General features: G+C 59.9%; 28 protein-coding genes. 21 read left to right on the forward strand and 7 right to left on the reverse strand.

Annotation, left to right across the window (positions count from 1 at the left end; translation table 11 throughout):
• Positions 1-48: 48 nt before the first annotated feature.
• Positions 49-327, forward strand: coding sequence for a hypothetical protein (locus tag VES88_16795; protein ID HYN83139.1), 279 nt, complete (start codon positions 49-51; stop codon positions 325-327).
• 22 nt (positions 328-349) lie between these two features.
• Here the strand turns inward: VES88_16795 and VES88_16800 are convergent, their stop codons facing one another.
• Positions 350-907 carry a hypothetical protein gene (locus VES88_16800; GenBank protein HYN83140.1) on the reverse strand — a complete coding sequence of 186 codons (558 nt, stop codon included), beginning with the start codon at positions 905-907 and terminating at the stop codon, positions 350-352.
• Positions 908-1,117: 210 nt separating this feature from the next.
• Positions 1,118-2,092 (reverse strand): hydrolase, encoded by a 975-nt coding sequence (locus tag VES88_16805; GenBank protein HYN83141.1) that lies wholly within the window; start codon positions 2,090-2,092, stop codon positions 1,118-1,120.
• 80 nt (positions 2,093-2,172) lie between these two features.
• On the opposite strand from VES88_16805, the gene VES88_16810 reads away from it, so the two are divergent.
• From VES88_16810 to VES88_16820, 3 genes are read left to right on the forward strand one after another with little or no spacing between them, the layout of a single operon-like run.
• Complete coding sequence (locus VES88_16810) at positions 2,173-2,520, forward strand: ArsC/Spx/MgsR family protein (protein ID HYN83142.1); 348 nt, start codon at positions 2,173-2,175, stop codon at positions 2,518-2,520.
• Positions 2,517-3,614 (forward strand): alanine--glyoxylate aminotransferase family protein, encoded by a 1,098-nt coding sequence (locus tag VES88_16815; protein HYN83143.1) that lies wholly within the window; start codon positions 2,517-2,519, stop codon positions 3,612-3,614. The genes VES88_16810 and VES88_16815 overlap by 4 nt, the downstream gene beginning before the upstream one ends.
• Positions 3,611-5,554 (forward strand): ABC-F family ATP-binding cassette domain-containing protein, encoded by a 1,944-nt coding sequence (locus VES88_16820; protein ID HYN83144.1) that lies wholly within the window; start codon positions 3,611-3,613, stop codon positions 5,552-5,554. The genes VES88_16815 and VES88_16820 overlap by 4 nt, the downstream gene beginning before the upstream one ends.
• Here the strand turns inward: VES88_16820 and murB are convergent.
• Positions 5,551-6,489 (reverse strand): UDP-N-acetylmuramate dehydrogenase, encoded by a 939-nt coding sequence (murB, locus tag VES88_16825; GenBank protein ID HYN83145.1) that lies wholly within the window; start codon positions 6,487-6,489, stop codon positions 5,551-5,553. The genes VES88_16820 and murB overlap by 4 nt on opposite strands.
• A 12-nt stretch (positions 6,490-6,501) precedes the next feature.
• On the opposite strand from murB, the gene VES88_16830 reads away from it, so the two are divergent.
• From VES88_16830 to VES88_16855, 6 genes are all read left to right on the forward strand, one after another.
• Positions 6,502-7,917, forward strand: coding sequence for a pitrilysin family protein (locus VES88_16830; GenBank protein HYN83146.1), 1,416 nt, complete (start codon positions 6,502-6,504; stop codon positions 7,915-7,917).
• Complete coding sequence (locus VES88_16835; protein HYN83147.1) at positions 7,917-9,179, forward strand: pitrilysin family protein; 1,263 nt, start codon at positions 7,917-7,919, stop codon at positions 9,177-9,179. Before VES88_16830 ends, VES88_16835 begins: the two co-directional genes overlap by 1 nt.
• Positions 9,180-9,436: 257 nt before the next feature.
• Positions 9,437-9,967 carry a plastocyanin/azurin family copper-binding protein gene (locus tag VES88_16840; GenBank protein HYN83148.1) on the forward strand — a complete coding sequence of 177 codons (531 nt, stop codon included), beginning with the start codon at positions 9,437-9,439 and terminating at the stop codon, positions 9,965-9,967.
• A 186-nt stretch (positions 9,968-10,153) separates the two neighbouring features.
• Positions 10,154-11,857 (forward strand): hypothetical protein, encoded by a 1,704-nt coding sequence (locus VES88_16845; protein ID HYN83149.1) that lies wholly within the window; start codon positions 10,154-10,156, stop codon positions 11,855-11,857.
• Between the two features lie 8 nt (positions 11,858-11,865).
• On the forward strand, positions 11,866-12,357 hold the full coding sequence (locus VES88_16850) for a GAF domain-containing protein (protein HYN83150.1): 492 nt from the start codon (positions 11,866-11,868) through the stop codon (positions 12,355-12,357).
• The gene (locus VES88_16855; GenBank protein ID HYN83151.1) at positions 12,336-12,962 is read left to right on the forward strand and encodes an HD domain-containing protein; all 627 of its coding nucleotides are present in this window, start codon (positions 12,336-12,338) and stop codon (positions 12,960-12,962) included. Before VES88_16850 ends, VES88_16855 begins: the two co-directional genes overlap by 22 nt.
• A gap of 11 nt (positions 12,963-12,973) precedes the next feature.
• Here VES88_16855 and ispG read toward each other — a convergent pair whose 3' ends face one another.
• Positions 12,974-14,212 (reverse strand): flavodoxin-dependent (E)-4-hydroxy-3-methylbut-2-enyl-diphosphate synthase, encoded by a 1,239-nt coding sequence (gene ispG, locus VES88_16860; GenBank protein HYN83152.1) that lies wholly within the window; start codon positions 14,210-14,212, stop codon positions 12,974-12,976.
• Positions 14,213-14,359: 147 nt separating this feature from the next.
• On the opposite strand from ispG, the gene VES88_16865 reads away from it, so the two are divergent.
• Positions 14,360-14,986 (forward strand): hypothetical protein, encoded by a 627-nt coding sequence (locus VES88_16865; protein HYN83153.1) that lies wholly within the window; start codon positions 14,360-14,362, stop codon positions 14,984-14,986.
• A 183-nt stretch (positions 14,987-15,169) separates the two neighbouring features.
• Positions 15,170-15,379: a cold shock domain-containing protein gene (locus VES88_16870; protein HYN83154.1), complete on the forward strand. Its 210-nt coding sequence runs from the start codon at positions 15,170-15,172 to the stop codon at positions 15,377-15,379.
• 65 nt (positions 15,380-15,444) lie between these two features.
• Here the strand turns inward: VES88_16870 and VES88_16875 are convergent, their stop codons facing one another.
• Positions 15,445-15,690 (reverse strand): hypothetical protein, encoded by a 246-nt coding sequence (locus tag VES88_16875; GenBank protein ID HYN83155.1) that lies wholly within the window; start codon positions 15,688-15,690, stop codon positions 15,445-15,447.
• 304 nt (positions 15,691-15,994) lie between these two features.
• Here VES88_16875 and VES88_16880 point away from each other — a divergent pair, with 304 nt between their 5' ends.
• Complete coding sequence (locus VES88_16880) at positions 15,995-16,534, forward strand: hypothetical protein (GenBank protein ID HYN83156.1); 540 nt, start codon at positions 15,995-15,997, stop codon at positions 16,532-16,534.
• Positions 16,535-16,600: 66 nt separating this feature from the next.
• Here the strand turns inward: VES88_16880 and argH are convergent, their stop codons facing one another.
• Both argH and VES88_16890 read right to left on the reverse strand, forming a co-directional pair.
• On the reverse strand, positions 16,601-18,052 hold the full coding sequence (gene argH / locus VES88_16885) for an argininosuccinate lyase (protein ID HYN83157.1): 1,452 nt from the start codon (positions 18,050-18,052) through the stop codon (positions 16,601-16,603).
• Complete coding sequence (locus tag VES88_16890; GenBank protein HYN83158.1) at positions 18,040-19,308, reverse strand: argininosuccinate synthase; 1,269 nt, start codon at positions 19,306-19,308, stop codon at positions 18,040-18,042. Before VES88_16890 ends, argH begins: the two co-directional genes overlap by 13 nt.
• A 130-nt stretch (positions 19,309-19,438) precedes the next feature.
• Between VES88_16890 and argR the strand changes: the two genes are divergently transcribed.
• The 8 genes from argR (at position 19,439) to VES88_16930 (ending at position 25,758) form a co-directional block, all read left to right on the forward strand.
• On the forward strand, positions 19,439-19,897 hold the full coding sequence (gene argR, locus VES88_16895) for an arginine repressor (GenBank protein HYN83159.1): 459 nt from the start codon (positions 19,439-19,441) through the stop codon (positions 19,895-19,897).
• 89 nt (positions 19,898-19,986) lie between these two features.
• Entirely contained in the window at positions 19,987-20,949 is a 963-nt protein-coding gene (gene argC, locus VES88_16900; protein HYN83160.1) for an N-acetyl-gamma-glutamyl-phosphate reductase, read from the forward strand.
• Complete coding sequence (gene argB, locus VES88_16905) at positions 20,946-21,710, forward strand: acetylglutamate kinase (protein ID HYN83161.1); 765 nt, start codon at positions 20,946-20,948, stop codon at positions 21,708-21,710. Before argC ends, argB begins: the two co-directional genes overlap by 4 nt.
• The gene (locus tag VES88_16910) at positions 21,707-22,918 is read left to right on the forward strand and encodes an acetylornithine transaminase (GenBank protein HYN83162.1); all 1,212 of its coding nucleotides are present in this window, start codon (positions 21,707-21,709) and stop codon (positions 22,916-22,918) included. Before argB ends, VES88_16910 begins: the two co-directional genes overlap by 4 nt.
• Positions 22,919-23,000: 82 nt before the next feature.
• Entirely contained in the window at positions 23,001-23,480 is a 480-nt protein-coding gene (locus VES88_16915) for a hypothetical protein (GenBank protein HYN83163.1), read from the forward strand.
• A 28-nt stretch (positions 23,481-23,508) separates the two neighbouring features.
• Entirely contained in the window at positions 23,509-24,138 is a 630-nt protein-coding gene (locus VES88_16920) for a hypothetical protein (GenBank protein HYN83164.1), read from the forward strand.
• Positions 24,139-24,258: 120 nt separating this feature from the next.
• Positions 24,259-24,969, forward strand: a complete 711-nt coding sequence (locus tag VES88_16925) for a Crp/Fnr family transcriptional regulator (protein HYN83165.1) — start codon at positions 24,259-24,261, stop codon at positions 24,967-24,969.
• Positions 24,970-24,972: 3 nt separating this feature from the next.
• Entirely contained in the window at positions 24,973-25,758 is a 786-nt protein-coding gene (locus VES88_16930) for an alpha/beta fold hydrolase (protein ID HYN83166.1), read from the forward strand.
• Positions 25,759-26,152 lie beyond the last annotated feature (394 nt).

The raw sequence follows: 26,152 nt of genomic DNA on the forward strand, positions 1-26,152 counted from the left end.
GGTAGCGGAATCAAGCGGCCCTTTCCGTCGAACTAACCGGAGTGATGAGTGCCAGTCACAGTCGATGCCGGACGACCGGCAGTTCTGATCAGGAAGGATTCATATGAGAGAGCGGGAATCATCCGCGCGGAGCTCGATGGCCGCTTCAATCTCACGGACAAGGAATTTCGGGTCGAAGGAAATCTCGTCGTAATCGGCCCGCTACCGTCGGACGACATGGTCGGCCCTGTCGTCGACTATCTGGAAGGAGTCGGACTGATCTATTTCGATGATTTTTTCGAGCTGAGTGGGAACTGGCCGGACTGGCTGCACGTCTACGTCATGTAGAACATGCTTTGTGTCAAAGACGTCAGAGTCGTGCCTCGACGGCGGACCAGGGCTCGACTCTCGCCACGCCGTTTTCGACGGTATCAATGACGACTTCCGTGTCATACGAAATCTCGGATCCTTGAATGCTCTGTGCGGCGAATGTATGCCGTACACCGTCTGCTTCGAAACTGATTTCACCGGTTCCCGAGGGCGAGATCGATCTTGTAACTCGCGCGAGTTGTCCCTGTATGAGCTCGTCGAATGATTCGAGTCCGGAATACGGCAAAGCCCACTTTGACATCAGCACGATCACCCCTGCAGTAGCCGCCGCCGCGAGTGTCAGGCTGATGGCGAAGATTGTCCCCAGCCCAACAGTGCTTCGTGTGACAAGGAGATAGCCGATAGCTCCGAGCACGATCCCGAACGTCGAGCCTGTCGGTGCATTGAAGATCGCTGACGGGGGTTTTCGACTCGGCTTTCCCGGCGCTCGAGCGCTGCGGCGTGCTGTGCGTGAGCGCTCGACGCCATGTAGCATCGAGTAGACGGCGAGACCGAGGCCCGCGACGAACGTCGCCAGAAAGAAAACCCTCGCCATCATCTCCTATCCTTCATCATCTCCTATCCTTCGAGATAGCGCTTGAACCAGGCGATCGTTGCCGGCCATGCCTTCTGAGTGGGCGATCAGGTTCGCGCCATTCGCGCCCGACTGCTGCCGCAGGAAGTCGTGTAAAGTGCCGTCAAGGGTGGGGGGTCCGTATCGGGCATAATGACCTCGGCGAGGAGTCGGTAAGCTCGACAATGCTATTCTTTACGCCAGCTTGCTGGCAAGAAACTCACAAACCCGTCGTTCGGCATAATAAAAAGGTCGTAACGGATTGCTTCCGGCAATAAAGCCGGCGTGTCCACCGTGGGCCGGAAAATCGACTTCAAGCGCGGGATTCAGCGCGGCGACCTTCTGGACGTCCTCCAGCACGTTCGGGGGCAGGAACGGATCATCGACGGCATTAAATAGTAGCGTAGGCACACTAATTCGATGGAGCCATCCCAGCGAGCTCGACCGGGCGTAATAGTCGTCTGCGCCGGAAAAGCCGTGCAGCGGGCTGGTGAGGAATTCGTCGAACTCGTGCATGGTACGGATGCGAGACAGCTGTTCTCTATCGACGAGGTCAGGAAAACGCTCGAGCTTGGCGATGGTCTTCCGCTTGAGCGATCGAATGAAGTGTCGCTGGTATACTTTGGCGAATCCGCGATTGATGTGCCGTGATGAGCGGGCCAGGTCGAAGGGCACTGAAATCCCCGCCGCTGCTTTGAGCCGTGGCGAAACGGCGCCGTTTTTCTCGCCGAGATATTTGAGGAGCACATTACCGCCAAGTGAAACACCGGCGATAAGCAGCGGCTGAGCGGGCGATTCGCTCAGAATACGGTCGACCACGAACGACAGGTCGGTCGTCTCACCGGAGTGATAGAACCGTCTGGTGACGTTCAGCTCATCGCCGCACGACCGGAAGGTCAGCATGTCGGCCGCCCACTGCCTTCTTCGCGCCTCGCTGAGCAACCCCTGCGCGTAGTGAGAGCGAATCGTTCCCTCGAGGCCGTGCAGGATCAACAGCCGTGGCGCTTCGCGCTCGGCTGACGGGAGGCGATGCAGATCGACGAAATCCCCGTCCGGCGTGTTCCAGCGAATCCGCTCGGTGGGCTGCGCCGCCTCACGTCGAAAGAGCTTACCCCACATTGTCTGAGCGTGCGCGCCAGGGAGCCACCAGGCGGGTGAATACTTGCTCATCGCGTGACAGCGACTCTCGAAACGGAGATGATAGGAAAGGCGGGCATGATTAACATCAACGGGTGATAAGCCCGCAATCTATGGAGGTCCAGATCTTCGGGGTCCGAAAGAGCGCGGAGACACGCAAGGCACTCCGGTTTTTTGCAGAGCGGCGTGTGCGGACACACTTCGTGGATTTGATGGAGCGACCAGCCTCCAAAGGCGAGCTTCGCAGGTTCGTCCAGAAATTTGGAATTACCGCGATGATTGATCAGAAATCGAAGCGATATCAGGAACTTGGGTTACGCCACTCTCGCATGTCCGACGAGAGCTGGATCGAAAAGCTCGCCGAAGAGCCCTTGCTGCTGAGAATGCCGCTGGTACGAAGCTCCAATCAGGTTTCGATCGGGGATAACGAGATCACGTGGAAGAAATGGATGGAACGATGACGGATACGCCAAACCGGTTTGGGACGTTCTTCGCCCCCGGCCCGACCGAAGTCAGGCAGGAAGTTCTGGTCGCCATGACCAGGCCGATGATTCCCCACCGAAGCTCTGCGTTCGAAGAGCTGTTCGCGCGACTGCAGGCCGGACTCGGATACGTATTCCAGACGGACCGGCCGGTTTACGTGTCGGCCTCCTCGGCAACAGGAATGATGGAAGCTGGGATAAGATGCTCCCCGCCGGGCCCGATACTCTCTCTCGTTAACGGAGCGTTCTCCGAGCGGTTTGCCCATATCGCGGAAATGTGCGGACGGCATGTAGGCCGGTACGAGGTCAAATGGGGCTCAGTGCACGAAGTAGTAGGGTTAGAGACTTACCTGACCAAAACGAGGTACGCTGCCGTTACCGTTGTGCACTCCGAGACCTCCACGGGAGCTCTGAACGATATTCGCGCCCTTTCAGACTTGGCACATTCGCACGGGGTCACTTGCCTCGTTGACAGCGTGAGCGGGCTCGGGGGCGCCGAGGTGCGGACCAAGGAGTGGCAATTAGATTACGTTCTAACAGGCTCGCAGAAGGCACTCGCTCTCCCACCCGGGTTGGCCTTCTCGACTGCATCCGCCGGCTTCATCGAGTCTGCGAGGAGCTCAGAAGGCCGCGGTGTCTATTTCGACCTGGTTGAGATGGACGACTTTGCGACTCGCGGGCAAGTGCCAACGACCCCTGCCCTTTCCCTCATGTATGCGCTCGACGTTCAGCTTGAAGCAATCCGGCAGGAGGGTATAGAGAACCGCTGGAAACGACATACGACGATGTCGGAGATGACCAGCCAGTGGCTCGACAAATGTCGCGACTCGCACATTGACCTGAACAACATCGTTCAGCTGGAGTTCCGGTCGCCGACAGTCTCCGCGATCCGGCTTCCAAAGGAATCTTCCGCCGCCGAATTCCTGCGAAGGGTCGCGGAGCGTGGAATCCGGGTGGCAACCGGCTATGGCAAGCTGAAGTCCGACACATTCCGGATCGGACACATGGGTGACCATTCACCGGCGACCCTGGAAGGCTGCCTCGCCGCCTGTGAAGCGGCAATCAGAGCTTGACCCAGATCTCCGCGTCGGACCTGGGAGTCCAGTTCGGGGCGACCACCCTCTTTCGAAATGTCAGCTTCACTGTTTCGCAGGGGGAAAAATGGGGAGTGGTAGGACGCAACGGGTCGGGAAAGACCACGCTCCTGCGAATTCTCAAGGGCCAGATGGAGCCGACATCAGGGCAGGTGGCGAGGCAGCCGGGAATCCGGGTCGCGATGCTCGAGCAGCACCGGGATTTCGATGATGCCGTATCCATCTGGGAGGGAGCAGCGGGTGGTCGTGCCGATCTGCTGAAGCTCGAGAAGTCGCTCGAAGACCAAAGCAAGCTCATCGGAGAGCTGGGTGAATCGTCGACGCCTGAGGTTCTGGCGCGATATGATCGTGACCTCGAGCGATTTCAACGAGAGGGCGGCTACGAGCTTGCTCCGCGAGTCGACGCGATACTGCATGGCCTCGGGTTCGATCCCGACGCGGCGCGCACGCGTCGGATCACAGAGCTGAGTGGCGGAGAGCTGGGCCGTCTCGGACTTGCGCGACAGCTCATCAGCGGCGCGGAAATACTGCTGCTGGACGAGCCTACCAATCACCTCGACCTCGATACTATCGCGTGGCTCGAGGGGTTCATAGAAGGAAGCGACAAGACCTTTCTCATTGTGAGCCACGATCGTGCGTTTCTGTCGAGCGTCGTAGATCACGTGCTGCACCTCGAGGCAGATACGGCAATACCGTACGCGGCAACTTACGAGTCATTCATCGAGCAGCGACAGCAGCGGCGTGACGCGCAGGAGCACGCGTTCGACAAGCAGCGGCGACAGATCGAGAACCGGGAGGACTATATCCGGCGCAACATTGCCGGTCAAAACTCAAAGCAGGCAAAGGGTCGACGCAAGCTTCTGGCACGGCTCCCCCGCCTGAGCCCTCCACCGGGATCAGAAGGTGTGATGGGCCTGCGGTTCGAGTCGCAAAGCCGGGGAGGAGATCAAGCTGTTGTTGCAAAGGGGGTTTCCATCCGTGTCCCGGGACGAAATCTCATCGAGGGTTTCTCCGGAGAGATTCGGCGCGGTGAGCGTCTCGGACTACTCGGTCCCAATGGAACGGGGAAGTCGACGCTCCTGAAAACACTGGTCGGAACGTGTGAGCCCGAGGCCGGCGAGCTGCGGCTCGGGAATTCGATCGTCGCCGCGTACTACCGGCAGGATCTGAGTCAGGTGCCGCTCGATCAAACACTCTACGACATCATTGCCGGATTTCGTCCAGGATGGGAGCGCCGTCATGTGCAAGGCCACCTCGGGCGGTTTGGATTTTCCGGAGACGATGCGCAAAGAATTCCGGCAACTCTTTCCGGGGGTGAGAAAGCGCGAGTAGCGCTCGCGATGATGGTTCTTTCCGGTGCAAACCTGCTGATACTCGACGAACCGACCAATCATCTCGACGTCGAATCGATCGAGGCACTCGAAGATGCGATCGAGTATTTCGATGGAACAGTAATCCTCGTCAGCCACGACCGAGCCCTGCTCCGCTCGCTGGTGACGCGGGTCTGGGTCATTCACAATCGTCGTGTAATCGATTTTGGCGGCAGTTTCGCCGAGTGGGAGACTGTCAGCGAGCAGCGTGCACACGCGGCGGCGGTGAACGCTTCCGAAGAGCTGTCACTACGGCGTATCCAGGAAAAAAAGAAAACTGCGCGAGCACGCGACGGACGTACGGATACGAGGAAGGCAGGTCGGGAAGCAAAAGCGCGAGCTGACCTTGCCGAAGCCACAGTCACCTCACTTGAGTCGAAAGTTGCGACGATCTCGGCGGAGCTTTCCGATCCTGGGCTTTACCTTACGCGAGAGGGCACACTTCGCTCCTCGAAGCTTGGAGCAGAGCTCGAGGGATTGAAAGCCGAGCTCGATCGAGCGCTGGAGGTCTGGGCAGAGGCCACAGACGCAGCCTCGCGCGACTACTAGCTGAACTCTCCTATGAAGCTGATCTCCGGCTCGAGGTGGAGATCGAATTTCTTTTCTACAGCCTGCTGCGCGATCATGATGAGCTCGCGAACGTCCTTCGCCGTTGCCTTGCCGAGGTTGACCATGATGTTTGCGTGGATATGAGAGATCTGCGCATCACCGTGCCGAAAGCCTTTCAGGCCGCACTGGTCCACCAGCCTCCCCGCCCCGACTCCCTCGATCTTCTTGAAGATCGATCCGGCGCTCGGATGGAACTGCAGCCACGGATGCCTGCTTCCGCGCCAGCTCAGGTTCTCCTGCATGATGCGATGCATCGCTGCAGTATCACCGGGCTGAAGCTGGAAGATCGCCGTAAGGACAATGTCCCGTCGACTGTGGAGGATGCTCGTATCGTATCCAAACTTCATGTAATCACGGTCGACGATCCGGCGCTCTCCCTCCTCCGACAGAATCACGGCCGAGTCGAACACGTCCGCGATGAACATCGTGCGCTTGCGTTCCGGCTCCGGCTCGAGAAAGTGCAGGTTTTGCCAGACGGCACCGCCGATGGTGCTGGGAATTCCGACGTAATGCTCGAGCCCCGACCAGCCCCGCTCGACGGCCTTCGGAATGATTTCGCCGACGACAGCTCCGCTCTCAACTGTGAGCTTGCCGGCATCCGAGAACTCGAACCGGTTCGACGTATTGCGAATGACGAGACCTCGAAACCCGCCGTCGCCGATCAGAATGTTTGCTCCAAGTCCCAGCACGAAATATGGGACGCCAAGCTCACGAGAAGATTGCACGGCAATTGCCAAATCATCTGCAGCCGTGGCATTGTACAGTAGATCTGCTGGACCACCGATGCGGAAGGTGGTGTATGGAGCAAGTGGCTCGTCTCGCTTGAGCTGGGATTGATTCAGCCGCGCGGCGAGTTTTTTGTATGTATCTATCATCGAGGCTTTCTGTTGTCCGACATCTCACAAAGAAATCGCTGGCTGCGCTGGCGCGCCACTCTGATTCTTTTCGGCCTCACGTGTCTTGTTGTCCCGGGCACAGGGTGGGCACAGCGTGCCGAGCTCCAGAAAATCATTCAGCGGAAGGTTTTGGCGAACGGCCTCGAGGTCATTGTCGTCGAGAATCATGGCGTTCCGCTGGCGACAATCGAAGTCAATGTAAGAAACGGCTCTTTCACGCAGACGCCCGAATTCGCGGGCCTTGCGCACATGTACGAGCATATGTTCTTCAGGGCCAACGCGACGTATCCACGGCCGGAAGCATTCGTCGACCGTGCAGGCGACCTCGGCGCAGTTTTCAACGGAACAACCTCCGAAGAGCGAGTCAACTACTACCTGACGGTGCCCGCGGACAGCCTTGTCGGCGGCATTCAGTTTCTCGCCGCCGCGCTGAAGGCGCCGCTGTTTCGGCAGGATGAGCTCGGGCGTGAGCGCCAGGTCGTTATCGGGGAGTACGACAGAAACGAATCGAGTCCGTTCTTCCAGCTCAACCGTGAGATGGACCGGCGACTCTATCCCGGAAACTTCAGCCGCAAAAACATCATCGGGGACCGGCAGGTGATTCTGACGACGACACCCGAGAAAATGAGAACGATTCAGCGAAGGTATTACGTTCCGAACAACTCAGTGATGATAATCGCCGGGGACGTCAATCCGGCAACCGTGTTTGCGGCCGCTGAACGGGAGCTTGGGAACTGGCAAAAGGGCGCGGACCCGTTCGTGGTGGATCCGATTCCCCCTATTCCGGCTCTGACGCGAAATGAAGGTGTAGTAGTAGAGGCCGGCGTCGGGGCAGTCACCGTCTTCGTTCAATGGCAGGGACCGAGCGTCGGAAACGACCCGCAGTCGACGTACGCAGCTGACGTCTTCTCCGATGTCCTGAATGACCCCGGATCGAATTTTCAGCAGCGCCTCGTCGACAGTGGACTCTGGAACTCGTTGGGAGTGAATTACTACACACTCAACCACGTAGGCCCGATCTCGATCACCGGCCAGACTTCGCGGGAAAATCTTCGGAAGGCACTTGCCGCCCTGGAGGCCGAGATCCGGAAGTTCGACGACCCGAGCTACTTCGACCCGGTGGAGCTGGAAGCGGTGAAAGCACATCGCGCCGTCACATCTGCCTTCGACCGTGAGCGCTCGTCCGGCTTCGCGCATACGCTCGGCTTCTGGTGGAGCGTTGCCAGTCTCGAATACTACATGGGGTACGTTGACAACATGGCGCAGCAGAAAACGAGCGACCTTCGTGCTTATGCACGCAAGTATATAGTAGCGAAGCCTCACATCACCGGAGTGCTCATCTCGCCGGCTGATCGCGCGGCACTGAACCTCACGCCCGAGGAGCTGGCTCGGGGAGGGCAGAGCTGATGCTGCTCGCCGTAGCTCTCGCGCTCACGACAGTCACCAACAGCTTCGATGTGTCGGGAGTTCGGGTCATTCTCAGACAAAGCAACGCCAACAATGTCGTTGCTGCCAACCTCTACCTGCTCGGCGGCACAAGTCAGGTAACGGCCGCGAATGCAGGCATTGAACCGCTGCTCCTCGAAGTGTCCGATCGCGGGACGAAGAAGTACCCGCGGGCCGTGCTGCGCCGGAAAATGTCGGCGCTGGGGAGCGAAATCGTCACGTCGGCAACCGACGACTGGACGATGTTCGGAATCAAAGTGACGACGGAAGTACTCGACTCGACGTGGGCTATCTTTGCCAGCAGGCTCACGGAGCCTACTCTCGACCCCGCCGACGTCGCGCTGATTCGAACTCAGTTTCTTTCGGGGATCAGGCAACGTCGTGACGACCCTGATGCACTAGCCGAATTTCTCGCGGACAGCATTGCATTCAGCGGACATCCCTATGGAATTCCTGTCACGGGCACGGAAGCATCGATCTCGGCAATCGATGCCGCTGCGCTGAGAGCATATCACAGCAGTCAAATTGTAAAGTCACGGATGCTGCTCGTCGTCGTGGGCAACGTCGATCGGGCACATCTCGAAAAGTTGGTGAAGGGATCACTTGGGCTACTGCCCGCCGGCAATTACAAATGGACTTCGCCGGCTCGGCTGCCTGAGCGGCCGGCAGCTGTGGTAGTGGAATCGCGCCCGCTTCCGACCAACTACATCCTCGGGTATTACAGCGGACCGCTGGCCAACAGCGATGACTATCAGGCTCTGCGAATCGCGACCTCGGTTCTGACAGGCCGGCTGTTTGCGGAGATTCGCACGCGCCAGAACCTGACATACGATGTGCATGCGCCATTCGTTGATCGTGCGGCAAGTGCCGGCGGCCTGTACGTGTCGACTGCATCGCCCGACACGACGCTGAAGCTGATGCGTGCTGCCGTAACCGAACTGCAGGAGGGGCTGCTCGATCGGGAAGGACTCAAACGGCTCGAGCAGCAGTTTCTCACCGAATACTTTCTCGACAATGAGACGAACGGGGCACAGGCCGACTTCCTCGCGAGATCTCAGCTCTATCGTGGAGATTATCGAGAGGCTGACAAATTTGTTCAGGAGCTGAGAAACGTGACTCCCGAGGCAGTGCGACGCGTCGCGCAGAAGTATATGAAGGGCATTCGCTTCGCGTATGTCGGCGACCCGACAAAGCTGAGGCGCGAGCTGATCGCGCGATTCTGATCAGCCGCCGGAGTGTCGATCGGCCTGCTCCCGAGGTCTGAAGGTCTTACTCCGGCGCTTAACCGCCGAGCAGATCGTCGCCGAGCGCGATTTCGAGGCGTAATTGGCACCCTCGCATGAAGATTGCCAATTTCAGGGCCCGAACCAGGTGGGGGCCTTTGATTCCGCGGCCTTTGTGAATAAATTCACAAGACTTCGTGAGGACTCTCACGAACGACTATTCAACCAAAGATGGAACACGTCCGGAGGCTTTTAGAATGCGGTTTTACGGATTGACGCTCGTTGCCAGTGCTGCCTTCCTCGGCGCATGCGCCGGCGGGGACCAGAGCAACACCGATACAGTAGGTGTAGCAACAGATACTGCCGCGGTCGCCGCCGCACCCGCCCCTGCTGCAGCTCCGGCCGGAACTGCACCTGCGGCAAGTACGGGGACCATGGCACCCATCACCGGCACCACGCACGAAGTCAAAATGGTAGGCGACGCGAAGGGCTATCGCTTCGAGCCGGCAAACATCACGGTCAAGTCGGGAGACGGGATCAAGTTCATCACGGTCAGCGGAGGCCCGCACAACGTTGCCTTCGATCCGGCGACCGTCCCGGCTGATGTAAAGGGACAGCTGAACGCCAACCTGGGCCCCGACAAGATGGCTGAGCTCTCGAGTGTAATGAAGATGAACCCCGGAGAGTCGATCACTGTCTCTTTCGGCAACATCAAGGCTGGCACGTACCCGTACAATTGCACCCCGCACCTCGCGATGGGCATGAAGGGAGTGATTACGGTTCAGTAGGAAGCCGTTTGCCGTTGAAGTCCCGAGGGCGGGAGTATCACGTCGATGCTCCCGCTCTTTTTTCTTCATCAGCAAAAGCAGGACGCATGAAAGCAGCGTCGGGTGCCGGCCTTGCATTCGGAGTGCTCCGGTAGACAGTCTTCGCTTGTCATGGGAAGTGGCCGGGCAATCGGGAGAAAGGTGTGAATGGCTAGGAGTACAACGAGCTCGAGCTATCTCTGGATGTCAGCCCGCGCGCTGAATGCCTCGCGGCGGGCGGCAATTATGGGAATAGTGGGAGGTCTCGTATTCGTCAGCGCCCTGATCGCATTCGTTCTGGTGCCGCGTCAGGCATCAAAGGCAGCGATCGAAGTCGCCGCCTCGCTCGAGGAGAAGGTCGATTCGAGCGGAACCGTAAGCATCCGTAACGGCGCGCTGGCTCGGATCGCGGCCGCAGATTCGATGCTGGATGTTGCACGGCGTACCGTAGCTCCGGCGCCCGCACCTGTTGTTGATACCTTTCCGCCGTATCTGGTCGCGCAGCGTGAATCGCTTGCGGTGGTCGTTTCCGGATTGAATCGCTTGATCGAGCGGGCAGACAACGCTCCTCTTCCATCATCCTACCGCGCGCTTGCTTCGTCTCCAGCCATTGCAGCCGACGAGCAGGTGAGAATTCTCCTGGACTCGCTCTCGGAGATCGAGAGTGAGCGCGACGCTTTCGGCGCTGTCGGGGGCGTCGACCCGGTCTACGTTGCCCTCACCGCGAGAGCTACGGCCATCGGGAGACAGATACAGGCAATCGCCGAGGGGAAGCGGTCCATCGCGCGAAGCCAGCTGGCCGCACTTCGACCTTCGACGCCACCGCTGGCGCCACGGGTGCGCGTGGACACGACGAAATTCCTCGCCGACAAACTGCAGGCACAGCGAACTTATGCTGGTGCATCGCAAGCCCTTGCTCAGGCACGCGCAACGAATGAAAGAATCGATCGGCAGTCGGAGAAAGCGCGCGATCTCGCTAACGTAGGAGCGCCGCCGCTGGCGATGCTCGGAGCTGCACTTGTGCTGGCTCTTACAGTCGGGTTCGCCGCATCCCTCACGTTGGAGCTGCGAAGGCCGCACGTTGCCGACCCTCGTGAAGCCGAGCAGGTCACGGGAGCGAGAGTTCTCTCGGTGATCCGGCCGGGTGAAGTAATGGCTGAGAGAAGCCGGCGTCAGGCCGATGAGGAAGCGCCGCCATTGATCGACATCGTTTCCGAGAGCTATCGACGCCTCTATCTCCATCTCGCCGCAACCGAAGCGAATGTTCCGATGGTCACGGTTACCGGCGATGATGCTGCGATTGTCGGAACCGTCGCGTCGAATCTCGCCGCGATGGCAGCCTACGAAGCGAGAAGCACTCTGGTAGTGGATGTGGATCCTGTCACTTGCACGGTTGCCGGTGTACTGCGCGTGCGTCCGAATCCCGGCTTTGCCGGCATCGTCAGCGGCTCGTCTGAGTGGGCGGATTCCATTGTCACGACCACTATCGGCCGCGACCGCCCGCTGGATGTGCTGCCCAGCGGAACCAGACGCGTGGGAATTCCGTCGCCCGAAGTCGCAGAGAGGATTCGGGAGGATCTCGCCAGGATGGAACGGCGCTATGACCTGATCGTCATAGCCGCGCCAACCGAATATGTTCTACATCATTCGACGACAGTCATGCCGAACCCGGATGTGGTGTTGTGTGCGCGGGTCGGCCACACGAGCATTGCCGATCTGAAAAAATCAGTGGACGGGTTCAGGCAGCGTGACCTTCGGGTGCATGGGCTCGTGCTGTGGGATGACGACGTTCCCCAGATCGACTCGCGAGAGGAAGTACTGGAATCAATACAACGCCGCGAAACCGGCAGCTCGGCGCTCGTGAGCACATAGAGCACTGAATGGCCGAAACGATCATGGACCTTCGTGAGCTGCCGCGCCCGGCGGCCTACGCGGAGATCAAAGAGCAGATGCGGCTGGTGCTGGCTGGAATCGACGACCCGATCGCCGGAATGGCTACTCTCGCCGCACTTCTGCATGGGGCGTTCGGGTTCTTGTGGGTCGGCTTTTACCGTGTCGTCAAATCCGATGAGCTTCTGCGAATCGGCCCTTATCAGGGGAGTCTTGGCTGTCTCGAGATTCCGTTCGGTAAGGGGGTGTGCGGGGTTGCAGCGGCGGAGCGTCGAGCCGTGATCGTCGATGACGTGAACCTCTTTCCCGGCCACATCACCTGTGATCCGAGAGCGAGATCCGAGATTGTGGTGCCCGTTTTCGGCCCGTCCGGTGAACTGACGGCAGTGCTCGACGTCGATTCCGACGAGAAAGGCTCCTTTACCGACGATGATCGAGAAGGTCTCGAGGAGATCATCCAATGGTTCCGCTCGGCGGCCTGACGATGCGGCCAGGATATTCGGACAAGATCAATCATGCTTTCGCCTTTGCAGCAAAGCATCACGACCGACAGGTCAGAAAAGGGACGAAGCTTCCCTACCTCACGCACCCCGCCAACGTCGCCGTGATTCTGACTCGCTACGACCGCGACGAAGACAGCATTGTAGCAGGGATTCTACACGACGTTGTAGAAGACTGTGTCCGGGAAGGCTACACGTGGCAGGCCCTCGAACAGAGGATTGGAGAGAAATTCGGCGAATCGGTGCTGCAAATCGTTCTTCAGGTAACTCAAAGGAAGCTCGACGACGATGGCGCGGAGCTCTCGTCAGCCCAAAGGAAAGAGGATTACCTCGAGCGGTTATCGGAAGCCGAGGAATCCGCGCTGTGGATTTGCGCGGCCGATAAGGTCCACAACGCCCGATCAGTTCTTGCCGATCTTCGCCGGACTGTCGAGCCGAATGCTGTCTGGTCGCGGTTCAGTGGTGCGCGTGCAGGGACGGTCAAATGGTACCGCGATGTCTACGAACGACTGAAGTCTCTGGGTTTCGATCAGCCGATCATGGAAGAGCTGAGGCTGACCGTCGAGGCGCTCGAGCAGCAGCCATAGGGCAATCGGCGCTAGGAGACGAGCGCAGCTCCCGGCTCGGCGTAACGCCGCTCGACATAATCGTCGAGGATTCGGAGAAATTCAGGGACGATGTTCTCTCCCTTGAGCGTGACGAGCAGCTTGCCGTCGACATACACCGGAGCCTTCGGCTCCTCGAAGGTTCCGGGCAGTGAGATCCCGATGTTGGCGTGCTTCGACTCTCCCGGTCCGTTGACCACGCAGCCCATCACGGCAACCTTGAGATCGACGACGTCAGGATAACGCTCATGCCACACGGGCATCTGCTCCCGGAGGTAGAGCTCGATGTCCTGCGCCATCTGCTGAAAGAATGTTGAAGTTGTTCGTCCGCACCCGGGACACGCCGTCACCTGTGGATTGAAATGTCGGAGTCCGAGGGACTGCAGAATCTGCTGCGCGACCTGAACCTCCTCCGTCCGATCGCCTCCCGGTTTCGGGGTAAGCGAAACGCGGATCGTATCTCCAATTCCTTCGGAAAGCAGGATTGAAAGTGCGGCGGTGCTCGAGATAATTCCCTTCGAGCCCATGCCTGCTTCGGTCAGACCAAGGTGCAACGGATAATCGCACCGGGCGGCGAGCCGGCGGTAAACCTCGACCAGCTGCTGAACTCCTGAGACTTTGGCGGAGAGGATGATCTGGTCGTGGGCGACGCCTGCATCCTCAGCGAGAGTTGCGGAACGCAGTGCACTTTCGAGCATCGCGTCGATGTAGACCTGTTCGGCATCGCGCGGGTCGTCGAGCGCGCCGTTTGCCTCCATCAGCTGTGTAAGGAGGTCCTGGTCGAGGGAGCCCCAGTTCACACCGATGCGAATGGTTTTTCTGTTGTCGGCGGCGATGCCGGCGATCGTCCGGAAATTCTCGTCCCGCCGCTTGCTTCCGACATTGCCGGGATTGATTCGATACTTCGCGAGGAGCCTGGCGCATTCAGCGTATTTCGCGAGCAGCAGATGACCGTTGTAGTGAAAGTCCCCGATCAGCGGAACGCTCACGCCAAGATCGGCAAGCCGAGAGGCAATCTCGGGGACTGCAGCAGCCGCGTGTTCGTTATTGACTGTAATGCGGACGAGCTGAGAGCCGGCGGCAGCGAGATCTGCGACCTGGGCTGCAGTTGCGGCAGCATCGGCGGTATCGGTATTGGTCATGGACTGCACGACCACCGGATGCCCCGACCCAACGGGGACGTTGCCGACTCGAACTGTTACAGTCTTTCTACGGTTTCCGATTTCCAGCATTGGACCTTGCCCGGTTCAGACGCTAAAGCTAATTCGATAGAGCAGCACACGGGACGATAGCGCGCACCCAGCGGCGCAGGAGATGCCTGCTGAAGCCGTGAGTAATTCCCTGCCCTTTTGCCAGCATTCCAGCAAGGACCGAATCCGATGTCCGATGACGAGAAGCGCGTAACTGACGGCGACCCTGCGGACGACATGCCTCCAAGGCATGATATGTCTCCGGGCGATGATATGTCTCCGGGCGATGACATGCCTCCGGGCGCTGCCGAAGCTCGAGCAGATGAGGAGTCTCGAGCAGATGACAAGTCTCGAGTAGGCGACGAGTCTCAAGACGATAAGCCTCTGGTTGGTAAGAGCTCTGCACCGAGCGCAAAGCCTGATCGGGCAACGGTGCAAACCCACCGCGTGCGTCGTTGGGGGCTGACCATTCTTGTGCTGATCCTTATAGTGCCTGCGGTGATCTTTGGCGCGTGGGCGGGTGTCACGCTCAACTACTCCTATTCGAAGGGAGACAGAGCGGGATATATCCAGAAGCTCTCGCGCAAAGGCTGGCTTTGCAAAACCTGGGAAGGCGAGCTGGCGATGGTGAATCTTCCGGGTGCGATGCCCGAGATCTTTCACTTCAGCGTACGCAATGACTCGATTGCCCGTGTACTGCAGAGGAATATCGGAAAACGCGTTTTGCTCGCTTATGAAGAGCACCGGGGTGTACCGACGTCGTGCTTCGCGGAAACGCCCTACTATATCACAAATATGCGTTTGGCCGGTGAATGAACAATTTTCTATTGTCCCCTATGACAGAGGGTGATATAATTTCCGCCAGCAACCCGCGTCCGTGGGTCTTTTCTGAGAGCTGCGAGCGCGTTTCATTCGGTGGGTCCGCCCTAGTCCGGACTCGCCATCGGCTGTGTCCGGTGTGGAGCAATCTGTGGCGGACATTCATTACCAGGAGCAGGAATGCGTACGACCGGCAAAGTAAAATGGTTCAACGATGCGAAGGGCTTCGGCTTCATCACCCCCGATAACGGGCAGAAGGACTGCTTCGTTCACTACAGCGCAATCACGGGGAACGGCTTCAAATCCCTCGCTGAGGGCGACGCTGTAGAGTTCGACATCGTCGAAGGACAGAAAGGTCCTGCGGCGGAGAACGTCACAAAGAGCAGCTAAGGCGCGGCGTCATTCCCGCATCTTTGCCGGCAATGGGAGCGGAGCGTCCATAGGCGTTCCGCTCCCTATTTGCGTCGAGGCCGGCCACGGCGAGGAATCGGGCTGATCTCAACCGCGCGCTCGAGTCTGACATTCAGGTCGTTGGTGAGAGTCCTGATGTCCGCCTTGATCTCAATCGACAGCGCTCCCGCGAGCGTGATTCCACCTCCTCCCGCGTCAATGAGACGCTGAGCAGTTTCGAGCGCCTGGGGGAGAGGCAAGCCCAGGGCGCGCACAAGTCGCAGCGCAATATCAAGGTTAAGAAGCGCCATCGGTGTCACCCTTCGGGCAATCCCCTGCCTCGCTTGATGGACACCGGGGACCCGATGATGCGACAGCGTGTTGTCAACCCACTTGGAATTGACCCCTAGCGTAACAGCTGTAGTCGCAACGGTATACGCGCGCAGTTAAATAACCTTTTCAAAAAGGATTTTAAAATCTGGGGTCGGAGCACGGCTTGTGCAACCTTAGCGCGAATTCCGAGGTACTTCACGCAGGGCGCACTTCCCGTAAAACCCCGCACACACCTGAGACTCCTCGGCGATACTGAATCAGCACTCAACAGGAGCAGGAATCATGAGAAGGATCTGGATAGGATTAGTGCTCACGGCCGTGAGCTTGACCGGCGGGCAGCTTTCGGCACAATCACCCAAGCCGTTCTCGATCGGACTTGCCGGCGGTGCAGCCATCCCGGTTGGCGATCTGGCCGATTTCTACAACACCGGCTACAACGGTACGGCCTTCCTCGGTCTCTCATCTCTGGGGACGCCGATTGGTATCCGCATCGAGGGGATGTACAACAAGTTTTTCGGCCGCGATGACAACGGGTCATTCAATGAGCCGGATGCGCGAATTGCCGCGGGCACCGCAAACCTCGTTTACGGGTTGCCGGGAGTGGGAATCCGCCCGTATCTCATTGGCGGGGCAGGGTATTACTCGCTAAAACCGGGCGTCCCCAACGTCGAGTCGGAAAACGAGCTCGGCCTGAATGGTGGTATCGGCGCGATGTTTCCGCTCAGTGGCTTCAACACGTTCATCGAAGCGCGACTTCATCACGTGTTCACTGAAGTGAGCTCGACACAGTTCGTCCCGGTGACTTTCGGGATACTGTTCTAAAGGCAGGAGCCATCAAACAGAGGCGCCAGGGCAGCACGCTGGCCCCTTTTGATTGTTCGATTGTAATCAAACTGTCTGAAGGCTGAGCTCGTTTCCTCTGGGGGTATCCCGAACGGGCCGAATGGCTGCCCGTGCTGCCTCCAGCTGTGCCCGCACGGCCTCCGGTCCCGTCCCACCCGGAATATTTCGCCTCGCCACGGAGCTCACCGGGTCGAGCCACCGATATACGTCTTCCCCGAACAGCGAATGCGCAGCGGCGAATGAATCGATGGTCAGATCGTAAAGCTCGCAGGCTTCAGCCTCGGCCTGCCGGACGAGGGAGCCGACAGCCGAGTGAGCTTCCCGGAACGTTACTCCTTTAGTCACGAGGTAATCGGCGAGATCAGTCGCCATCATCGTGCTCGCCAGCGCCTGATGCATGCGGCGTTGATCGAAGGAGATTTCCGCAAGAGTTCCAGCGACGGCCGGCAGCACCAACGCCATGAGATCGACGGCATCGAACAAGGCACGTTTGTCGTCCTGTAAATCCTTGTTGTATCCGCTCGGAAGACCTTTGAGCATTCCGAGCATCGCGACAAGATCGCCGAGGGCGCGAGCGCCCGAGCCTCGAGCGAGCTCGAGAGCGTCGGGATTGCGTTTCTGCGGCATCATGCTCGAGCCTGTCGTAAACGTCTCGCCAAACCTCACAAAACCAAACTCACTCGATCCGTAGAGGATCAGATCTTCGGCCAGCCGCGAGAGATGCGCGGCAGTCAACGCCAGGGCAAAAAGCATCTCCGCGATGAAATCACGGTCCCCGACAGCGTCGATACTGTTCTGGGACAGCGATGTAAAGCCGAGGCTTCCCTGAAGGAGAACGCGCGAAATCGGGTATGCGGAGCCTGCGACCGCTCCTGAGCCGAGGGGAAGCACTGCAGTGCTTCGCGCGACAGCGGCGAGCCGGATGCGGTCCCGCTCCAGCGGCCAGAAGTGTGACAGCATCCAGTGTGCGGTTGAAACAGGCTGTGCCCGCTGAAGGTGCGTGTACGCCGGCATGTAAACCTGCTCGAGGTCCTCAGCGTGGCTGACCATTACCTGTTGGAGCGCACGAATTGACGAATCGAGTCGGGTGCAGGCTTCCATTGTCCACAGTCGCGTGGCGGTCGCCACCTGATCGTTGCGGCTGCGGCCAGTGTGCAGTTTGGATGCAACGTCCCCGACTTCCTCGTGGAGCATCCGGTCGATCATCGTGTGAACATCTTCGTCGGATGAATGAGCCTGCTCGCCGGCGGCAAGCCGGCTTCCGACGACGGCGAGCCCACGCTCGATATGCTTGCTTTCTTCGAGTGTCAGTACGCCCGCTCCCCAGAGAGCCATCGCCCAGGCCTGTGATAAGCGGATGTCTGCCGGCCAAAGGCGGAAATCAACACCGATCGAGCGATTGAGCGCGTTGAGCGCGTCAGCGGTTGGTGCAGAGAAGCGACCGCCCCAGAGCTTATGAGATCGCTCCTCATCCGGCATCAGCTCTAGTCTTGCCACGACGCCGCGAGAACCGGCGTCTCCTCGTGCGTGGAAACGGGAGCGACGGCACGTGCGGCGAGCTCCTGATCGCGCAGCGCGCGGACGCGGCTGGGCAGGGAATAGAGTCGTATGAATCCACCGGCATCGCTCTGTTTGTAGACGTCATCCTCGCCGAAGGTCACGAAGCGCTCATCGTAAAGCGCGTACTCGCTGGCTCGGCTGATGACAGTCACTGTGCCCTTGTACAAGCGGAGTGTGACGCCGCCGGTCACTCGTTCCTGCGTGACGTTCACGAATGCGTCGTAGGCTTCGCGCTCGGTTGTCCACCACCGGCCTTCGTAGACGAGATCGGCGTAGCGTGGAGCGATTGAATCCTTGGCGGAGAGAGTGCGTCGATCGAGGATGAGCTGCTCGAGCTCGCTGTGTGCCACATAGAGAAGTGTGCCCCCCGGCGTTTCATAAACGCCGCGGGATTTCATCCCAACCAGTCTGTCCTCGACGAGATCGATCCGTCCGACCCCGTGTCGTCCGCCAATTTCGTTCAGCGCAGTGAGGATGGCAACAGGGTCGAGGAAGGTTCCGTCGACTGCAACCGGAGTACCTTCACTGAAGCCGATTGTGACATCCTCGGGCTCGTCGGGCGCGAGCTCCGGCGCAGTGGTGAGCATGAAAAGGTCAGGCGGCGGCGGCTGACCCGGATCCTCCAGCACTCCGCCTTCGTGCGAGATGTGCCAGATGTTGCGATCTCGCGAGTATATCTTCTCGCGCGATGCCGTAACCGGGACCTTGTGCTTCTTGGCATACGCGAGTGCGTCCTCGCGGCTGCGGATATCCCACTCGCGCCAGGGGGCAATAACCGGCAGGTCCGGAGCAAAGGCGGCGTACGTGAGCTCGAACCGAACCTGATCGTTGCCCTTGCCGGTGCAGCCATGGGCGAGTGCATCGGCACCGATGCGCCGAGCGACCTCGACCTGGCGTTTCGCGAGCAAAGGACGCCCCATCGATGTACCCAGCAGGTATTTGCGCCCATAGACGGCGCCCGCCCGCAGGGTCGGCCAGATGAATTCCGAGACGAACTCGTGCCGCAGGTCCTCGATGTAGCACTCGTCGGCTCCGGAAGCGATGGCCTTGTCACGAACTCCTTCGAGCTCGTCGCCCTGGCCGATGTCACCGGCGACGCAGATGATCCGCGCGTCGTAATTCTCCCTGAGCCAGGGGACGATGATGGACGTGTCCAGGCCGCCCGAATACGCGAGTACGATTGTCTGAGTCATAGTCTCTAATAACTATTCAAGGATACCGTATATTTAATCAACACGCTCCTGAGCGTCAATGCAGAGCGGTGCGTTGGGCTCGCCGCCGGGCCGCCAGTGTGGTATCGTCCTCTAACGCGGCAAGGGGAGCATGGCGAACAAACGAGAACGACAGTCGGCGATACTCGAGATAGTCAACTCACGATTCGTGAGCAGCCAGGAGGATCTGCGAAAGCTCCTTCTGCACCGCGGCTGGGATGTAACTCAGGCAACTCTATCCCGCGACTTGCGTGAATTGAGGCTGGCTCGCGTTCCGACGCCGGAAGGGGCACGCTACGCGGTGACGGACGGGACAATCGAGGAGAGCCGGGTTGCGCTCGAAACCCTGCTGCCGCAGCTGTTTCTCCGGATCGATGGAGTGAGTGACATGATCGTGCTGCGAACCGTGCCGGGCGGTGCTCAACCGATTGCCGCGGCGCTCGACGGCGAAGGCTGGCCGGACGTGCTCGGTACCATCGGAGGCGACGACACCATTCTGATAGTCTGTCGTTCTGGAGTCGCGCGTGACCGCGTTCTGCGGCGCTTGAAATCCCTGGCCGGCGAGCCCTGAGTAGCAGAGTAGTCTGAAGCCGCGGCGGGATCGATTCCCGCGGACAGTTCCGCATTGACGCCATCGTACTGCAATGTTATGCATTAAAAGTGCATAAATTTCCGGTCGGCGTCCTTGGCGCCAGCGGCTACGCTGGGCGCGAGCTCTGCAGCCTCGTGCTGAATCACCCGCAGCTCGAGCTTGCCTTCGCGTCAGCGAACTCCCAGGCAGGGCAGAAGGCGCACATCGCTGGACGAGAGATCGATTTCATTCACAACGATGAGTCGGTACTGCCCGACGCGGCTCTCGTATTCAGCGCATTGCCGCATGGTGCGTCGTCGGAATGGGTGGATCGCGCCAGCGCGAGCGGAGCGAAGGTAGTCGACCTGTCGTCCGACTTGAGGCCGGGAAACGGCCATGCCAACGGAGTGCCTTACGGGTTGACCGAGCTTGCGAGAGAAACGGTGGGACCCGCGCCGGTCGTGTCCAACCCCGGCTGTTATCCGACAGCGATCCTCCTCGCCTTAGCCCCACTGATCAGGAAGGGGTACACGCTGCCGGGCGCGACGATTTCCGTTTCAGCCGCGAGCGGCGTCACAGGAGCCGGCTACACAGCACGGCCCGAACTGATGTTCGCCGAAGTTGCCGAGGATTTCCGGGCGTACTCGGTGGCAAACGAGCACCGTCACCTCCTGGAGATGCGAGCAGTGCTCGCCCGCCTCGGTGCTGACAATGACCTGCTGTTCGTTCCTCACCTGCTGCCCGTTGCGCGCGGCATCCTTGCCACGATCACGGTTCCGGTGACAGAGCAAATCGATAAGCCTCTCGAGATCTGGCAGGACGCTTATTCGAGCGAGCCATTCATCGAGATAACGCGTGAGACGCCTGCGCTTCGCGATGTAGTTCGGCGGAACGTCGTTCGCATCAGCTGCGCGGTTGCGAAAGGAATTCGACAGCCCACACTCATCGTCATTGCAGCGATCGACAATCTCGTGAAGGGTGCCGCAGGCCAGGCAGTCCAGAATGCGAACATCATGCTTGGCATCGATGAGACAATGGGCTTGCCGGCATGAAGACTGTCATCAAGATCGGAGGCAGGGCGCAGGCGTCGGCCCGCCTTCCCGAGCGAATTTCCGCCGCATGGAGCGAGCATCCGGCGTCGTTCTGTATCGTGCACGGCGGCGGGGACGAGATAAGTGCTTTTCAGCGGCGTGTCGGCTTGAACCCGTCATTCGTGAACGGACGCCGGGTCACAACCAGTGAGGATATGACGGTCGTTCGAATGGTTCTGTCCGGACTCGTCAACAAGAAGCTCGTCTCGCACCTCGTTGTGGCAGGCGCTCCAGCCGTGGGAATTTCCGGTGAGGATGCGGCGATGTTCACCGCGAGCCGCATCGATTCGCTCGGGTACGCTGGTATTCCGGCGGCGGTGAACATCGAGCTGATACAGACTCTGCTCGCCGCGGGCTACCTTCCGGTGATCTCGCCGCTGGCGAGCGAAGAGGGCGGGGAAACGGGCGAAGCGCTCAATGTGAACGGCGACGACGCGGCTGCCGCCATCGCAATCGCGATGGGTGCATCGGAGCTTCTTTTCGTCGCGGATGTCGAAGGTGTCCTGGATGAAAGCGGCCGCCCGATGACGTGTCTCGACAAAAACGGAGCGACGGACCTCGCCGGCAAGGGAGTGATCAACAGTGGAATGCGCGCGAAGCTCGAAGCCGGTTTTGCAGCGCTGGCCGCCGGGGTAGAACGCGTGCGCATTTCCACGATGGATGGACTCAGCGATCCCGGCACAGGCACGCTGCTCTCGCTCGAGCAGAGCGCAGTACGATGACTTCTGTGACGAGCAGAGATTTGTCGAACGGTGTCCCGGCTGTGGGGCCGACCGAGTCGGTTCTGGGAACCTACAAGCGCTCGCCGATGCAGCTCGTGCGCGGGGCCGGCGTCGAGCTGTTCGATTCGAACGGGAAGGCGTATCTCGATTTTGCGAGCGGCATTGCGGTGAACGCGCTGGGTTACGGAGACGAAGCCATCCGGAAGGCGATTATCGCGAGTCTCGATACCGGTCTGGTGCACGTCTCGAATCTCTATCGCACGGAGCCAGGTGAAGAGCTCGCGCGATTCCTCGTGAATGAGTCATTCGCCGAGAAGGTGTTTTTCTGCAACTCAGGCGCGGAGGCAAACGAAGGTGCCTTCAAGTTCGCACGACGCTGGGGCAGAAGTGCGGGCTCGGACGCAAAGACGGGAATAATCGCGTTGCGGGGGAGCTTTCATGGCCGGTTGTTCGGGTCACTCGCCGCAACCGACCGTCCAACGTATCGTGCCCCGTTTCGACCTCTGGCCGGAGGGATCAGCATCTGTGAGCGCGACCTCCGGATCCTCGATTCAGCTCTCGATGGAGAGACTGTAGCAGCCCTGATCCTGGAGCCGGTTCAGGGCGAGGGCGGCGTGCGAGTGCTGGAGATGTCATTTCTGCACGAGCTGCGGCGGCTCACGGCCGACCGTGGGATCGCGCTGATCTTCGACGAGATACAATGCGGACTAGGGCGTCTCGGGACTTTCTTTGCGCACCAGAGCTTCGATGTCGTTCCAGACATGGTGACGCTGGCGAAGCCGCTCGCCGGAGGATTGCCGATGGGGGCGACTCTCGTCTCTGGTGAAATCGCATCGACCATCAAGTCCGGCGATCATGGCACGACATTCGGCGGCGGCCCTCTTGTGTCGAGCGTTGCGTTGGAAGTTGTACGTCGTCTCTCAGACCCGATGCTGCTCGCATCGGTGCGTGACAACGGCGTCTGGCTGGGCGAGACTCTCCGCGCAATCGCTCGACGCACCGGGAAGGTTCGCGCGATCCGTGGAATGGGATTCATGTGGGGCCTCGATGTCGTAGAGCAGGCGAGTGCGGTGATAGAGCGCGGCTGGGATGCAGGGTTGCTCGTCATCAGCGCCGGAGATCACACCATTCGACTGCTTCCGCCGCTCGTCATGACACGCGAAGAGCTGGGCAAGGGAGCCGGCCTGCTGGAACAGATTCTGACCTGACGCCGATCGCGCTCGCAAAACGGTGTTCGCACCACAGGCAGGCAAGCGCTAACATAGAACGTTCACTTACCGGACAGCTCCAATGCTCCGTCGTCTTTGTGTCCTTGTGTCGATCGTCGTCCTGGTTGGGAGCTGCGCGAGTCAGTCGCCGCCGGCAATGACACCCGATGCCCCCGTGTCCTCCGACACGGTCGAAGCCCGGCGCCTGTTCGAGGAAAACATCGACGCTATTCACAAGCGCGACCGGGCCCGCTACCTCGCGACCTATATTCACTCGCCAGCTCTGGCGCGAAACGGATCTGCCGGGTTGGAGCTCGGATACGCGGACTGGAGTGCAACGCGAGACACGACCTGGCCCGACACACTCGTTGCCGAGAGAATGCGGGTCGTGCCGGTGGCGCGTGGGGTTGTCTTCGGTACGTACTGCTATCGCGTTACGCAAAACCGTGTCACGACAAGCGGAGTTTCCGAGCGCGTCTTCATCAAGACGCTTACCGGCTGGAAGATCGCGGTCACGACTGCCTTCGGACTGCCTGTCGGTGCACCGGCGCAATGCAAGTAACATCAGATCAAACCGGGCGAACGTTGTAATGCGACAGAGTCGACCGACTCTCAAGGGGCTGTGGCACGCGTTTGATGAAGCGGCATTCGGACAGGATCGCACTCTCAATCTTCGAGAGTCGCTTCCATCGGGGGCCGATGCCCGTGCACGCGCAGAATCGTGGCTGCGCATGCGGCAGGTGATGAAATCCGGAGAGGTTCTGGTGATCACGGGCCGGGGGAACCAGAGCGCAAACGGGATTGCCGTCGTGAGGGATGCTGTGCTTGCCCTCATGCCTTCGCTTCGCCGCCGGGGAGTCGTGAAGAGCTGGCGTGAGCATACCCAGGGTTCGATCGTAGTTACTCTGGCACCCGTTGCGGACCTGCTTGGCGCACCGAAACGGAACGGCGATCGCGTCACGACGGGCGTTAGTCATCCCGATCAAACCGTCCCCGCGCCGTTGGCCGCGCTCGAGCCGGAAACTCTGGCGCTTCTACATCGCCTGGCGGTCGAGACAATCGAATCGCTTGGAGTCAGACATCAGGAATCCTTCGTCGCAGACGAGATGCAGGCGATTTTCGCGAAGCTTTCGGTGACGCTTCCGGTCAGTGCTGACAGGGAAGGGACGCTCCGGCGCGCGATAAGCCGCGCGATCGAGGATATCGAGGGCTCTCACTGACTCGAGGTTGCCGGGTGATATAAGGGCTCCAATAAATTCCGGCGGTCACGGCGGCCCGGACATTGCGAGACTACCGCTCTGCTCATGTCGATTTCAATGAGAGCGCAAGGTCGCAAGAGATTGCAGAACGGGTCAAGCCTGACGGCCGCTGACCTGGCGGCCCTCGGGGCATACGGGGCGAAAACCTCCTGGCCCGCGAATTTTCAGATCTATCAATGCAACGCGAAGGCCGAGGGCTTCTCGGTGGTTTTGCGCGGGCACGTCATTCTGCGCAACAGAATGCGCTCCGGCCGTGGATTCGTTCCGGCAGTCGTCACTGCGGGAGAGACATTCGGCATCGAAGGTTTGACGCCAAAGATGACATATGTCACGGATGCGCTCGCCGCAGAGGATACCGAGACACTGTTCCTCTCGACGGAGAAATTTCGCGAGTTCGTCCGCGAGAACCCGAGCGAGGCGCTGACCCTCGTCGCCCAGCTGCTTGCCGAGCGTGCCCAGTTTCTCGAGCGGCTGCACGAGATGGCATCGCAAAATGTGGAGCAACGTCTCCTTGCCGCGTTGAATCGACTGTCACGGGATGATTCGTTCCTTGCGCGCGACGGCAGCCTGAAGCTCGAGGTTCGACATCATCGTCTGCTTTGCGAGATGGTTGGTGCAACGCGTGAGTCTATCGCGCTCGCTCTCGGCCGACTCGTCGGCTCTGGTACGGCCACCCGGAACGGTGCGGCTTTTCTCGTACCTTTGTCGGCGCTGGGCGGTCATCTTTCCGACAGTGCCATAAGAGACGGCGCGATCCCCGTTGCGGATGAGCGTTGGAGGCCATCACCATAGGGAATGTCTGAAAGCGGAGATTCCGCCTACAAGATCATCCCTGGTGCCGACGCGATAGACCTTCCGGGGTCAGGATCGCGCGGAGTGCTTCTCCTGCACGGCTTTGGCGATACACCCCAAACGTTCGGACTCATCGCGAAAGACCTTCACGCCGCGGGCTTCGGGGTTCGCGCTCCGCTCCTGCCGGGTCACGGACGCTCGATCGAGGCGTTTGTCGTATCGCGCCGCAGCCAGTGGCTCGAGTTCGCGCGGGCAGAGCTCGCGGCTTTCCGTAAGCGATACGCGGTTGTAAGTGTCGTTGGTCTGTCCATGGGAGCTGCGCTCGCCGCTGTGCTGGCGGCTGAAAATCCTGATCTACGCGCTCTCGTGTTGATTGCCCCGTACTTCGGCATGAGACTGAACTACCGAGCTGCTTCGGTATCACACTGGATCTGGGGGCCAATCGCCGGGACCGTCAAGTCGAAGAGCCCGGGCTCCATCAGGGATCCGGTGGAGCGTGAAAAGAACCTCGGATATGGTGTGTATACCGGGCGGCTATTGTATGAGCTGTGGCGGCTTGCCCGGCTGGCGCGTCTGTCGCTGCCGAAGATTCAGGTACCCACTCTCCTGATTCAGTCCCGGGAGGATCCTCGGGTCGCGCCGTCGATAGCAGAGCGCACTCTTGTCTCTCTGGCAGCAAATGACAAGCGACTCGTGTGGACCGAAGGGGCGGGCCACATAATCACAGTCGATTATGGTCGTGACCGCGTTTTCGAAGAAGTGCGCGCGTGGCTGCGCGTTCACATGTGAAACGAGCGGGCGACCGCGTAACTCCGCGCGGTCGCCAGCCCCGGTCTCAGGTGTGTTCCTGGACGAACTCCTTGGTTGCGTCGACAGCAGATGTAACGCCCTCGCGGGCCTGCTCCACAACGCCGGTTGCAACGCGCTGCACACGCTCGGCGATCGATTTCGCCTGAGTCGTTACGCGTTTCGCTACGCTCTTTTTACGCGTCGCGCGTCGCCGGCGCGTGGTTTTCCGCGCAGTCGCCTTACGTGCTGCTCCAGCGCTCTTCCGTGATGACCGAGAACTCTTGCGCGACGAACCTGCTTTGCGTGCGGTAGTACGTGTGCGTGAGCGAGTCGATCCCTTTGCACTCGAGCTCTTACGCCGCGTGGCTGACCGTTTTCGAGCGCCGCCCCGTCC

It is taken from the genome of Gemmatimonadaceae bacterium (assembly GCA_035633115.1).
In the GTDB taxonomy this organism is placed as follows: Bacteria; Gemmatimonadota; Gemmatimonadetes; order Gemmatimonadales; family Gemmatimonadaceae; genus UBA4720.